The organism is Larkinella sp. VNQ87 (genome assembly GCF_049445795.1).
Taxonomy (GTDB): Bacteria; Bacteroidota; Bacteroidia; order Cytophagales; family Spirosomataceae; genus Larkinella.
The window spans coordinates 256210-269634 of the sequence record NZ_JBMSDT010000005.1 but is presented as its reverse complement, the minus strand read 5'-3'; the positions used below and the strand labels follow the sequence as shown (position 1 = coordinate 269634).

Below are 13425 nucleotides of genomic sequence, written 5' to 3'. Positions count from 1 at the left end.
AATCGTACACAGCTTTCTGATTACTTAAGTCACCTCATTATAACGCAATTATGACGAATCAAACACGCGAAACAACAGTCGATCAGGCTATTAAAACCGGCATCAAAAACGTCGTACTGGTGCACGGCACCTGGGCCGATGGCTCAAGCTGGGGCAAAGTAATTCCGCTGCTGGAAGCAAAGGGGCTGCACGTTCGGGCGGTGCAAAACCCGCTGACCTCGCTGGGCGACGACGTGGCCGCCACCAAACGAGCCATTGAGTTGCAGGATGGACCGGTTTTGCTGGTGGGGCATTCCTGGGGTGGCGTCGTGATCACGGAAGCCGGAAACCACGATCAGGTAGCCGGGCTGGTGTACGTGGCCGCCGTGGCACCCGAGGAAGGCCAGTCGTTTCTGGACACCGTGCAAACCGCTCCGGCCACGCCAGGTAACGACCAGATTCGCCCGGATGCCTACGGGTTTGTCAGCATGTCGCCCACCGGCATTTTTGAGGATTTTGCCCAGGATTTGCCCGAGGCCGAACAGAAGTTAATCCTGGCGACGCAGGGCCCGCAGGCGTTTACGGCCTTAACGGAAAAAATCACGAAAGCCGCCTGGAAACAGAAACCGTCGTGGTTTATCGTAGCCGCCAACGACCGCATGATCAACCCGGACCTGGAGCGAACGCTTGCCCAAAAACTGAACGCCAAAACGCTGGAAATCCCGACCAGTCACGTGGCCATGCTGGCCGATCCCGAAGCAGTGGCTTCCGTGATTCTGGAAGCCGCCGGAACGCTCTAAACGGGTGTGCTTTCCGGAAACGTCAGCTCAAGCTGCACGCCGTCCGGGCTGGTAATCTGTAAGTTCCCGCCGATCTGTTTGCTTAATCCCCGAATCAGGGTCAGCCCCAGGGTTCGGCTCTGACGGGGATCAAAGTCGACCGGCAGGCCAACGCCGTTGTCACGGATGGTGAGCCGGTATGTCTGGTCGTCGTTTTTGTGCAGGCTTATCGCAATGACTCCTTCCTGATGGGGCGAAAAAGCATATTTGAGCGAGTTCGTTACGGCCTCGTTGATGATCAGCCCCAACGGAACCGCCAGAATCACGTCCAGTTCGGCCGCCGTGATCGCCAGTTGCTTTTTGAGCGGGCCGGGAGGTTCGAAGGATTCCATCAGGTAATCCACAATATCCGCAATGTAACGGTCCATCGGAATGCTCGATAAGCGGTCGGACTGGTACAGGTTCTGGTGCAGCAGCGCCATGGCGTGCACCCGGTTCTGGCTTTCCCGGATGGCCGAAAGGGCGGTTTTGTCTTTCAGATAAATGGATTGCGAGTTCAGCAGGCTCGTGATCACCTGGAGGTTGTTTTTAACCCGGTGGTGAATCTCTTTCAGCAGCCATTCTTTCTCGTCCACCAGCCGTTGCAGCGACTGGTTGCTCCGGGCAATCTCCCGGTTGTTGCGCTGATTGATCCGGTACTGGTTGTACAGCAGTCCCAGAATAATGAGCAGCAGCGTAATCCCCGCCAGGGTTACGTTCCGGATCAGGCTTGAGCGTTCCAGTTCCAGTTCGTTCTTTTTGTTGATAAAACTCAGCTCCCGGATGCGGGCGTTGGATTTGCCCAGTTCATACTCGGCTTTGAGGGCGTCGATGCGCTCGGTCGTGGCTTTGTAAAAAAAGCTATCGGCCAGGGCGTGTTCGCGTTCTTTCGTCACCAGGGCTTGCCGGTAGTCGCCCTGCGCTTTGTAAAGCTCGGTCAGGTCTTTCAGGTACCGCATTTCCTGCCGGTGTGCGCCTTTGGTCCGGGCCAGCGAAACCGCCTGATTGGCGTACTCAATGGCTTTGGGCAGGTTGTCGTTGCCGTAGGTTCTGGCCAGACCCGATAACGTTTGCAATTCCCGCAGGTAGTTGTTGATGGCTCTCGACCGCGCCAGGGCTTCTTCCTGAAGCGCAATGGCTTTGTCTTTGCGGCCTTCCTTGGCGTACACCGAGGCCAGGTTGTTGATCAGCGTGATATTCAGCCCCTGGTATTCCAGTTGGTTGTCGCTCAGCCGAATGCCTTTTTCCAGGAAAGACCGGGCGGTTTTAAAGTCGCCCAACTGCCGGTAGATGACCCCAAAATGGTTGTAGATATTGAGCGAAATATTGGAAAACGGAAGCCGCTCGTTAAACTGCTCGGCCAACTTCAGATACCGGAGCGCCTGTTCGTAGTTCTTCTGGTCGAGATGCGCCCAGGAGATGCTGTAATGAGCTTCCATTTGCCCAAACAAATCCTGCTGTTCTTCCGACGTTTTCAGCGCTTGCAGAAAATACTGAATGGCTTTGTCGTAATTTCCGTTCCGGAGTTCCACCACGCCGATCCGAATCGTGACGGTGGCGGTTTCTTTTTTCAAGCGGGCTTTCTGAAAAATTCCGAGCGCCCGTCGGTATTTCGTTTCCGACTGTTCGTATTGCCCCTGGTTGTCGTCGATCATCCCGAGTTGCACCAGCATCCGGGCCACGCCGGTGCTGTCGTTTTGCCGACGGGCTAGCTCGATGCCTTTTTGGGCAAAGTACGTGGCCGAATCCGGTTTGTGATACCGGTACTGCTTCACCAGTCGCTCCAGGTCGGCGACGGTTTTTCCGGCCATGGGCTGGGCCTGTCCAAAGGTGCTGTACGTCAGGGCCAAAAGCAAAAAACCGATCCGATTGAGTCGCATACCTTAGTGGGAAACCGGGTTTGGATTCTGAACGGTCAGCGTTTTCCGGATGCCCAGTTTTTCCATCCGGTATTCAAGGGTCGTCGGTTTCAGGTTGAGTAATTCCGCAGCCCCTCCACTGCCCCGGACGCGGCCGTTGGTTTGCTTCAAAACCCGGAGAATATACTCCCGCTCGGTTTCCTGCTGAATCTGTTTCACATCCAGCAAATCTTTGGGTGGCAAAACCGTTCCGCGTCCGGTGCCGGTCTCTTCCGGAGCAACCGGTGCCGGATTTCCCGAAAACAAGGTATTTACCAGCGGTCGGCCCAGTTCGAGCGGACTGTGGCCGTTGTTGAGAATGACGGCCTGTTCGATGACGTTTTCCAGCTCGCGGATGTTGCCCGGCCAGCCGTAATGGAGCAGTTCGCCCAAAACCCGGTCGTTGATGCCGTTGAACGGTTTGCCGAGTTTCCGGGCCGATTTCTGGGCAAAAAACGTCGCCAGCAGCGGAATATCGCTCTTTCGGTCGCGCAGGGGCGGCAGGTGAATCGGGAAGGTCGAAAGCCGGAAGTATAAATCCATGCGGAAACGGCCGTCGGCAACTTCCTTTTCCAACTGGCGGTTGGTGGCGGCAATGACGCGGACATCGGTTTTGATGGGCGTGTTGCCCCCGACGCGCTCTATTTCCTTTTCCTGCAACACCCGCAGCAGTTTGGCCTGGAGTTCGAGCGGCATCTCCCCAATTTCATCCAGAAAAATAGTGCCGCCTTTCGCCAGTTCGAACTTGCCGATACGCCGGTCCAGGGCACCTGTGAAAGCCCCTTTCTCGTGCCCAAACAGCTCGGATTCGATCAGGGTGGCAGGCAGGGCCGCGCAGTTGATCTTGACCAGAATTTTGTCCTTACGCGCCGACAGGTTGTGAATCGCCCGGGCGAACAACTCCTTGCCGGTGCCGCTTTCGCCCAGAATCAAAACCGTCGTATCGGTCGGAGCCACCTGCGACACCTGATTGAACACCCGCAGCAGGTGCTGGCTGGTGCCGATGATTTCCTCAAAATTCGCGATGGTCTTGACTTCTTCTTGGAGGTACGAGTTTTCGCGCCGGAGTTGCTCGCTTAGCCGGGCCACTTCCTCGAACGCCAGAATGCGGCCGAGCGTCAGCAGCATGGGCTGTTCGAGTCGTTCGAGTAAGGCCAGATGACGGCCCAAATACTGGTCAGGCTGGCGGCTGAAAAACGAGATGGTAAACGACTCCGACGGCCGGATGGTCAGCGGCATCACCAGCGCCGACTGTAACCGGAACGCACCGGCCAGCAGTTGAACAAACGGATGCTGGCGGGCCAGTTGATCAAACGCGTCGTGGTTGTATCGATCAGACTTGACAAACGTTATCCCGGCCTGTAACTGCGCGAGTTGCTCGGGGGCGGTTTTGGTCAGTTGTCCGAATTCCGTCTGATCAATGAGTTGGTACTCCTCGAAACCGACCCGGTAATAACTGTAAGTGCGATCAGAAGCCGCCTTCCGGTGCCGGATGGTCAGGTAGTCGAAAGGAATGTGGGGCTGGAGGAACATGGCGGCCCGAAGCAGCTTGTTTTCCCAACTGTCTTTTTCCGAGAGCACATCGGTCAGGGCAATTTGCAGCGCTTTTTCTTCGCGAAGTTTCAGTTCGGCACTGTGCGCATGCCGATACCGGCCGATTTCCAGCGCCGTCAGCACATCTTTTTCCCGAAACGGCTTGACCAGGTAACCGCAGGGTTGGGTGGCTTTTACCTGTTCCAGGATACTGCGGTTGTCGTTGGCTGAAATGAAAATAAACGGAATGGTTGCCTCTTCAAGTTCTTTTGCCAGGTCAATCCCGGTTTCTTTTCCCTTCAGGTAAATATCCAGCAAGACCATGTCCGGCCGGTGCTGCGCCATCAAATCCCGGGCTTCGGCCACGGAATCGGCCACTCCCAGGATCGAATAACCGGCCAGGCTTAAAATCAGGCTCAGGTCGTTGGCAATTACGAATTCGTCCTCCACAATCAGAATCTGGCAATCGGCGGTGGAAGGGAGCACGGGGTGGAGGGATTTCTGCATGGTCTGAAAAGAGGTTGTAGGCAAGCGATTGCCAGAACGACTGCTTAGGAGTCCGCAAGAATTAAACCGTTGGCCGTCGGTTTGCTACGACGCGACTAAGAATGACATAGCAAAAACGCGGTCGCTGTGTGATCCGACGTTTTTCCAACGAATGTAATTTATAAAATCCTGACAATCAACACAAAGCGGTATTAAAACTCGATAATCTCGGGTGAATGAATGGGCAAATCATTCATAAAGGGTTGTTACTCAGCTTACCCGGACCAGGTTGATAAACTACAAAATTGCTGAACATCTCCAGATTTTTTGGAGAATTCCAAATCCGTTAACCCCGATTGGAGAACTCCCGGCGGCTGACCGGCCGGTTTTCAGCGCCGGGCTGGCACTGGTCTTGTCAGAGGAAAGGCCAAACCGTTACACGCAGACACCATGAGTCCTTCAACGCAACTTGTTCAACAAATTTATGCCGACATCATCCAAGGTAATCTGAGTAAAGTGCTTCCGGTACTGGATGAAAACATCCGGGTCGAAGTACCCGACTCCCTGCCGTTTGGTGGTATCTACCACGGTCGGGAGGGGTACATTTTAATGTTTTCGAAGCGCAACTGGACCTGGGAGGCCCTGCACATCCGTCCGGAACGGTACTTTACGCCTGAAAACGGTTCTGATAAGATTGAGCTAATCCTCGTTACGGGTGAGATGGAAGCCGTCTCGTCCGCGTCTGAAACCGTGTTTACCCTGCCGTTTGTCGAGCAATGGCAGATCTCGGAAGGCAAAATAATTACCCTAAAGACCTTTTTCTGGGATACCGCCCAGTTGCTTGACACCCTTTCGGGCCAGTAGCGACTAGTGATTGGAATCAACCCAACAAGTGGCTTTGAAGCCCAAAGGTTTTGGAGAAGTATTGGCGTAACTCCAGAATATCCGGAGCCATTACAAGAGGATTTATAGGCTGTCGGTATTAAAAAACGGCTTTTGCAGGACATTTTCGACCTTTTCTAGAAACTATTGCCGACGTTCAGGCTTGGCATACAAATCGTCTTCAGAAGTGTCGTACGGCATTTACCCATTCTGATTAAAAACACCATACGTATGACAAACTCATCTGTTTTCGAACTGACGCCCCTGGCCGTCACCGAAGATCCGGCGCTTTCTCCGGGTGTAAAAACATTCCTGGCCGCGCTGAATTCAGCCGGTGGCCCGCCCCTCGAAACCCTGCCCCCCGCCGAAGCCCGGCTGGGTCTGGTCGGGCTTCAGGCCTCTTATGAGGTCGATCTTTCGGGCATCGATGTGTCGGAGAAAACCATCACCAGCGAGGGCTACACCGTGAAGCTACATATTGTCCGCCCGGCCGGGGTGACCGAAACGCTCCCGGTTTTCATCTTCATCCACGGCGGAGGCTGGGTGCTGGGCGATTTCCCGACGCACCAGCGGCTGGTGCGCGACCTGGTGGTACTATCGGGGTATTGTGCGGTTTTTGTAAACTACACGCCCAGCCCGGAAGCCCGCTACCCGCAGGCGATCCACGAGATTTATGCCGCTACGAAATGGGTGGCCGAAAACGGTGCCGAAATCAACGTCGATGGCAGCCGCCTGGCTGTGGTGGGCAACAGCGTCGGGGGCAACATGACGGCCGTCACGACCCTGCTGGCGAAGGAAAAAGGCGGTCCGGACATTAAGCTGCAAATCCTGTTCTGGCCGATTGTCGACGCCAACTTCGAAACCGAATCCTACCAACAGTATGGCGAAAACCGCTTCCTGACCACCCCCTTGATGAAGTGGCTGTACGACCAGTATACGACCGACCCGGCGGAGCGGAAGCAAATCTACGCATCGCCCCTACAAGCGACCGTTGAGCAATTGAAAGGTTTGCCGCCAGCGCTGATTCAGGTGGCCGAAGCGGACGTGCTGCGGGATGAAGGCGAAGCCTACGGCCGGAAGCTCGATGAAGCCGGAGTGCCCGTCACAACAGTTCGGTACAACGGCATGATTCACGATTTTGGCCTGCTGAACGGCCTGGCCCACTTGCCGCAGGTTCGCTCGCTGTTTGTGCAGGCGGCTGCCGAACTGAAAAAGTATCTGGGGTAAAACCGGCTCTTGCGAACATCGCCGGAGTTAATTAAAAACGCCCCGGCCAGGCTTCAACTCCTGCGTCGGGGCGTTTTGGTAAGAATTACCGTCGTGGTTACGAAAACGCCTGTGGTGGTGGGCTCGATCCGGCCGGGCGGGAGCGGTCTTCGGGCAGGGGCACAAACTCCTGATTGTCGTTGGGCGGCAGTTCGATTCGGCCCGCTTTCCAGTCGGCTTTGGCCTGTTCGATGCGTTCGGGCCGCGACGAGACGAAGTTCCACCAGATAAACCGTTCGCCCAGCGGCTCCCCGCCGAGCAGCATCAGCGTGCTGGTTTCGCGGGCCACAATTACGGGGTCGATGCCGGGCGTGAACACCAGCAACTGACCGACGCCGTACGTCTGCCCGTTGACTTCCACGCTGCCTTTGGCAACATACGCACCCCGCTCGGGGTAACCCAGCGGCAGGCCGAAACGCGTTCCGGCTTGCAGGATCAGGTGGACGTAAAATAAGGGCGAGTGCGTTTTGACGTTGTTTTGCAGCCCAAACGCATTCCCGGCAATGAGCCGTAACCAGATGCCTTTGTCGGTAAAAACCGGCAATTCGTGCGGCTGGTAATTCTCGAAAGTCGGGGCGCTTTCCTCGGCGGTTTCGGGCAGGGCCACCCAGGTCTGAATCATCTCCAGCGAGCCGCCGACGAGCGTGTTGGGGTCTTCAAACCGCTCGGAATGGGCAATGCCGCGCCCGGCTGTCATCCAATTGACCTCGCCCGGCCGGATGACCTGCTGCACACCCAGGCTGTCGCGGTGGGTTACCTGACCGTCGAACAGGTAGCTGACCGTCGACAAACCGATGTGCGGGTGCGGCAGCACATCCATGTCGGAAACCTGTTCAGGCGTAAACGTGACGGGACCGCCGTGGTCCATGAAAATGAACGGGCCGAGCATCCGTCGCAGCCGGTAGGGCAGAATGCGCCGAACGTGAAACCCGTTGCCGAGGGAAGCCGAACGGGCGTCGATGATTTGGTCGAGCATGAAAAACGATTTCAGTAGAAAGCCTGGGAAAGCCGAAGATAGCCAGAATTCGCGGTTTGGCGATAGCAAAAGTTCGAATCAGCCCGTATCTTGGAGACTCTATCCAATCTATCGCCCTCATCATGTTTACCACCAAGCGCGTTCCGCTCACCATTCTTTTCCCGTTTACCTGGCGGGCCATTCTTCTTTTCCTGTGTTACTCCATCCTGATTTGCAGCCTGTATGATGTGATGGGCTGGACGTTTCTGTCCATTCCCTTCGTCCCGGTTGCAACGATTGGTACGGCCGTTGCGTTTTATGTCGGTTTTAAAAACAACTCCTCCTACGACCGGCTCTGGGAAGCCCGGCGTATCTGGGGAAGCATCACGAACGCCAGCCGGTCGTGGGCCGTTATGGCGCTGGATTATGTCACCGGTTCCGGCGAGGAGGTAAACCAGGCCCGGAAAGAGCTGATCTATCGGCATTTGGCTTATATCACGGCCATCCGGGTGCAGCTTCGCCAAAAACCGGTCTGGCAACTCCATCACGACCCGGCCCACGAGGTCATCGAGCGCATCGAGGCCTTCCGGCAGTGCAGTCTGGACAAGGAACTAAGCCGGTTTTTGCCCCTGAATGAGATCGAGCGACTTATCCAGCACCCCAACCCGGCGACCATTTTGCTCCGGCAGCAGTCGGCCCAGTTGCGGGAACTGCACGCCAACGGCCACCTCACCGACTTCCACCATGTCGATCTGGAGCGGATGCTGGTCGAGTTTTACAACCAGCAGGGGGCTTGCGAACGCATCAAATCCTTCCCTTTTCCGCGCCAGTATGCCTTTTTCAGCTACGTCTTCACCTGGGTCTTCATTTTTGTACTGCCCTACGGATTATTGACCGAAATGGCCAGGTTCAGCAACTGGCACGTCTGGCTGACGGTGCCGTTTTATACCGTCATTGCCTGGATTTTCAATACGATGGAGATTGTGGGCGATACGAGCGAAAACCCGTTTGAAAACAGCATCAACGACGTGCCGATGACGGCCATTTGCCGCAACATTGAGATTGATCTGCGCGATATGCTCGGCGAAACCGACCTGCCGAAGCGGATGCAGGCGGTTAACAATATTCTGATGTAACAAACCCTGACAGGGTCTTTGACCGTATCGACGGCCCGGCGCTGTCAGGGTTTCATTTATTTCTCCATCGGGTGCTCTTTCAGCAACTGGTTCGGTGAGTAGAAATCCTTCTTGCTACTCGTGGCCGCACGGACTTTCCGGACTTGCTCGGGCGAAATGGCGGGTGCCTTGTTTCCGAACGAATTTCGTACGTAGGTCAGCACGGCGGCAACTTCATCGTCTTTCAACAAGCCGCCAAACGGCGTCATCGGCACTTGGCCGGGGTAGTTCTTTCCGGCTACTTCAATGGGGCCCATGATGCCGTTCAGGACGATTTTAATCAACCGATCCTCGTTGCCCGATACCCAGTTCGTGCCGCTTAGGGGCGGAAAACCGGAAGCCGTTAACCCTTTACCATCCGCCTGGTGACAGGTTACGCAGTAGCCTTCCTTGTTGTAAATCTGCCGACCCTGATTGAACAGCACCAGTTCGGTTCCTTTCAAACCCGACTGAACAACCATTTCTTTTTCTTTCTTCACATTCTCGCCTTTCAGATGCGCCACGGCGGTTTCGTGGGCGTGTACCATCCAGTCGTCGAGCGGTTTTTTGGCGGCTTCGGCCAGAATCGGCAGGCCTTTTTCTTTGCCGATCCAGGAAGCGGCCACAATCGCCATCAGCCGAACCCGGCTGTTGTCGTCGCGGGCGGCCTGTAGGAGCAGATCGGCCTGGTCAGGCACCTGGTGGCCGGTGTAGCGCACCACCTGCACGGCAGCCGCCCGGGCGTGGTAGTCCTTCGCCTTCAAAAGCTGCCGCAGCAGTTTTTGATCTACTTTGTCCAGTCCCCAGCTCACCCACAGCGCTTCCAGCAGGTGGTGTTCGTAGCGCGGATCATTTTTGTCCAGCTTCGCCACCCAGGTGTTCAGCTTGGGCAGCACCACGTTTGCGCCCCGACCCCGCAGTTCGCGCCGGGTGCGGTAGCGGGTGCGGTATTCGGGTAGTTTCAGGTTGTCGAGCAGTTCGTCAATGCTGGCCCCGTCGATTTTCGCCGGTTTGACCAACGGCCGCGATGGGTACGTAATCCGGTACACTCGGCCGTGCGAGTGGTCGCGCAGCGGATCGCGGGCGTTGTGCTGCATGTGCCCGATCAGGATGTTGTGCCAGTCGATGACATACAGCGAACCATCCGGGGCAAATTCCATATCGACCGGGCGGAAGTTCCGATCGTCGCTGACCACCAGGTCCTGCCGGTGGCGGCTTTTGTAACCCGTTCCCTCGTCCACCATCGTGTGCTCTTTCGTACCGAGAAAACCGATGGTGTTGTTGATCAGCAGATCGCCCTGCAACTCGTCGGGGAAGTGGCGGCTCGACACAAATTCCAGCCCGGAGGTGGGCCGGACGCGGTGAGCTTCTTCGATCAACTGCACCGATTTGTGCGTGGCCTGGCCGTAGCGCGGCAGCACCGAACCCGGCAGCATCCAGCGTACATCGGGACTGGAGGTTTCGGCAAAGAAAGGTTGCCCCCACTCATCAAAGGCAATTCCCCAAGGGTTCGGGATCGACAACTGGGCCGTGCGCTCCAGCTTTCTGAGCTGGGGGGCGTAGCGGTAAAAACCGCCGTTGGTGGCCCGAACCGTTCCGTACGAGGTTTCGACGCTGGTGTGCAAAAACACCCCTTCCCCGGTGTAAATCGCCCCCGACGGATCGGCTGTGAAGGCGCTGCTATTGTGGTGGGTATCATGGTCGTCAAAACCGCTCAGCAGGATTTCCACCTTGTCGGCTTTGTCGTCACCGTTGGTGTCGGTAAAGAGTTTCAGGTTGGGTCCCTGCGATACGTACACGCCCTCTTTGGCAATTTCAAAACCGAGCGGCAGGTGCAGGCCGTCGGCAAAAACCGTCTGTTTGTCGGCCTTGTTGTCGCCGTTGGTATCTTCCAGAATGATGATTTTGTCGTTCGGTTTCGGATCGCCCGGTTTGTAGTGCGGATAGCTCGGCATACAGGCCACCCACAGCCGCCCCTTGTTGTCGAAAGACATTTGCATGGGTTTAGCCAGATCCGGAAATTCCTGCTCCGAGGCAAACAACTCGATTTTGTACCCCTGCGGCACTTTCAGCTTGCTCAGCGCATCCTGGCCGTAGAGGTAGGTCAGGCTTCCGTTTTTCTCCGGGTTGAAGTTGGTTTTGACCGACGGCAGCGGGCGGGTTCGCTTGTCGGCGGTTTCGATGTCCATTTTTTGCCCCTTCGAAGCGGCCAGCCAGACGGCCGTATCCCGGATGGCGGTCATCTGCCGGATTTTTTCGATTTCGGCCGGGTAGTTGTCGGGGCCAAACGGGTTGTAGCGACGCCCGTAAACGTGAACGCCGTTCGGAATCTTGAAGTCGTTGTGCCACATCCAGTTTTTCTCCATGACGGCATCGTGCACCAACTTTCGATTGGCCTGCGCCTTGGGGGCAGCTTTCCCGAAAAGCTGATCGACCAGCAGCAGCCCCAGTTTTTTGTAGCCTTCCTCGTTCAGTTGCGACCCATCGATGGTCAGGTCTTCCTGCGTGCTGGCGTACCACTGCTGCGAAGGCGTGAAGGCATCGACAAACAGCACTTTATTGCGGTCGGCCACCTCCTTCATGGCTTTGGTATACAGCGCCAGGTTTTCGTTCTCTTTCTTGCCGTTCGGCAGGTCGAATTTGGCCGACAAATCCTCGAACGCAATGGGCGATACCAGGGCGAGTTGCGGGGCCGACGTGCCGTTGTACTTCTGGCTCAGCGTCCATTTGACGAACGCATCCAGTTCGGCTTTGTAGTTCTCCAGCCCTTCTTTGCCCTGAAACGATTCGCTATAGCCGAAAAACGCCACGATGATGTCGGTTTTCAGGCGGGTCAGCCATTGGTCGGGCGATTCAAAATGGCCTTCGCTCTGGGATGGGTTGGCGTATTCGGTTTGAAATTTTTCGGCTCCCGGAAAGGCCCAGGGGTCGTTGCGGCTGGCGTGGGGCCGAAAACCAGGCGTGTCACCACCATCGCACATGTTGCGGATGTACAGCGAATGCTCCGGATAGCGGACGTACAACTCCGTTTCAAAGTTGTCGTAATGCATCATCCGCGATCCCAGATTTCCGCCGATCAACATGATGCGCGACCCTTTTTGGAGGGTCAGCGTCGGCGGACCGGACTGGAAGGCGCTGAAAGCAATCAGGGTGGCCAGACCAAACACGACCAGCAATCCAATGAGACTGTTTTTCCGGGGTTTAGACATTTTGGGTATTGATAACGTATGCTGTGTAACTACTCAGTTTAAATGAGTTTATAATTTATGGTTTATAGTTTTCGGAAAACCAACTGACAATCAGCGTATTACTATCAACTATAAACTAAAAACTGTGAACTAAAAACCACCTGCTTCCGGCGATCCGGTCCGGTTTCTACGTTTTGACGATGCCGCGGTAAGGCACGTTAATGTCGATTTTCCCTTTCCATCGGTCGGCGCCCCGATTTTTCGGAACCGGCTTGCCCAGCAGCCAGTGGATCGCGTTGATCGTCAGGCGTTGAAGGCTTTCGTCCCGAAAATCTTCGGGGTGTCCCAGGGTCGTAAAGAATACCTTCGCATTGGCTTTATTGGTCCAGGTCCAGGCAACCGGATTCTCAATCGCCGGTTTGTCCGGATTGACCGATTTGCCCATCAGCAGCAGCGTGGCATCCTTTGGCGGATAATCCGGACGGACCCGGTAGAGCCACGAAGACGCATGAAACGCCGGGGCTATGCCCGTCAGAATGGGATTCTTGGCTGCTTCCGGGATCACCGTAACATCGGTCGTACTTTCGTGGCCGTAGTGGGTGTGCCCGGCTTTTCCCCAGCCCGGAGGAGAGCCAAATGCCCGCTCACCGAAGGCATTCCAGGCTTCGGAAGCATCACCTTTCGGGAAGTTAAACGCATGGGTGGACGTCCGGAAGCCCATGACCGGTTTTCCCGACTTGAGGTATTCGTCGATGTATTGCAACTGGTCGGGCGGCAACTGACGCCAGCGCAGAAAAAACACCGCCAGATCGGCTTCCCGAAGCGCTTCCAGGCCGGGGATATTCTTTTCAGCATTCTGATCCGGTGACGCCTTGAGCACCTTGGTTCGCAGGCCGTAATTCTTTTCCAGTTCAGCCGCAATCAGGGGCAGGGTTTGCTCCCCGCTGTATTCATGGTCGCCGGTCACAAAAACTACATACGGTTTTCCGGCTTTGGCAGAAAGGGAGTTCAGGGAGTCGGCAAGGGCTTCAGTTTCGGCCAGACTCAGCAGGCCAGCAAGGCCCAGCGCGCCGGAAGTCTGTTGCAGGAAAGCTCTGCGGTTGGTTTTCATGAAACGGTTGTTTGGGTAATACGAATGGCTCTTTATAAGAAGTCGATTGCTTCCCGAATATAACCATTAAATTAACTTTTACCCGGTTTTGATCAACAGCAGACCCGGCAGGCCGGAAATACTCAGCGACCAATGCCGTCGGCCAGGGGTAAGCG

Annotated in this window: 9 protein-coding genes; 4 read left to right on the top strand and 5 right to left on the bottom strand. The window is 55.9% G+C overall.

Translation table 11 applies throughout. The features are described 5' to 3' along the window. Positions 1–50 precede the first annotated feature (50 nt). Complete coding sequence (locus tag ACO2Q8_RS10605; RefSeq protein ID WP_423344777.1) at positions 51–779, top strand: alpha/beta fold hydrolase; 729 nt, start codon at positions 51–53, stop codon at positions 777–779. Here the strand turns inward: ACO2Q8_RS10605 and ACO2Q8_RS10600 are convergent. Further along, complete coding sequence (locus ACO2Q8_RS10600; RefSeq protein ID WP_423344776.1) at positions 776–2677, bottom strand: tetratricopeptide repeat protein; 1902 nt, start codon at positions 2675–2677, stop codon at positions 776–778. The two genes, ACO2Q8_RS10605 and ACO2Q8_RS10600, sit on opposite strands and share 4 nt — an antisense overlap. Before the next feature lie 3 nt (positions 2678–2680). Next, positions 2681–4735 carry a sigma 54-interacting transcriptional regulator gene (locus ACO2Q8_RS10595; protein ID WP_423344775.1) on the bottom strand — a complete coding sequence of 685 codons (2055 nt, stop codon included), beginning with the start codon at positions 4733–4735 and terminating at the stop codon, positions 2681–2683. 429 nt (positions 4736–5164) lie between these two features. Here ACO2Q8_RS10595 and ACO2Q8_RS10590 point away from each other — a divergent pair, with 429 nt between their 5' ends. Beyond that, positions 5165–5578, top strand: coding sequence for a nuclear transport factor 2 family protein (locus ACO2Q8_RS10590; RefSeq protein ID WP_423344774.1), 414 nt, complete (start codon positions 5165–5167; stop codon positions 5576–5578). 249 nt (positions 5579–5827) lie between these two features. Next, positions 5828–6823, top strand: coding sequence for an alpha/beta hydrolase (locus tag ACO2Q8_RS10585; RefSeq protein WP_423344773.1), 996 nt, complete (start codon positions 5828–5830; stop codon positions 6821–6823). A 97-nt stretch (positions 6824–6920) separates the two neighbouring features. Here the strand turns inward: ACO2Q8_RS10585 and ACO2Q8_RS10580 are convergent, their stop codons facing one another. Beyond that, on the bottom strand, positions 6921–7838 hold the full coding sequence (locus ACO2Q8_RS10580; RefSeq protein ID WP_423344772.1) for a pirin family protein: 918 nt from the start codon (positions 7836–7838) through the stop codon (positions 6921–6923). Positions 7839–7960: 122 nt separating this feature from the next. Between ACO2Q8_RS10580 and ACO2Q8_RS10575 the strand changes: the two genes are divergently transcribed. Further along, positions 7961–8953 (top strand): bestrophin family protein, encoded by a 993-nt coding sequence (locus ACO2Q8_RS10575; RefSeq protein WP_423344771.1) that lies wholly within the window; start codon positions 7961–7963, stop codon positions 8951–8953. A 56-nt stretch (positions 8954–9009) separates the two neighbouring features. Here ACO2Q8_RS10575 and ACO2Q8_RS10570 read toward each other — a convergent pair whose 3' ends face one another. Beyond that, the gene (locus ACO2Q8_RS10570) at positions 9010–12180 is read right to left on the bottom strand and encodes a PVC-type heme-binding CxxCH protein (protein ID WP_423344770.1); all 3171 of its coding nucleotides are present in this window, start codon (positions 12178–12180) and stop codon (positions 9010–9012) included. A gap of 166 nt (positions 12181–12346) precedes the next feature. Beyond that, the gene (locus ACO2Q8_RS10565; RefSeq protein WP_423344769.1) at positions 12347–13270 is read right to left on the bottom strand and encodes a ThuA domain-containing protein; all 924 of its coding nucleotides are present in this window, start codon (positions 13268–13270) and stop codon (positions 12347–12349) included. Positions 13271–13425 lie beyond the last annotated feature (155 nt).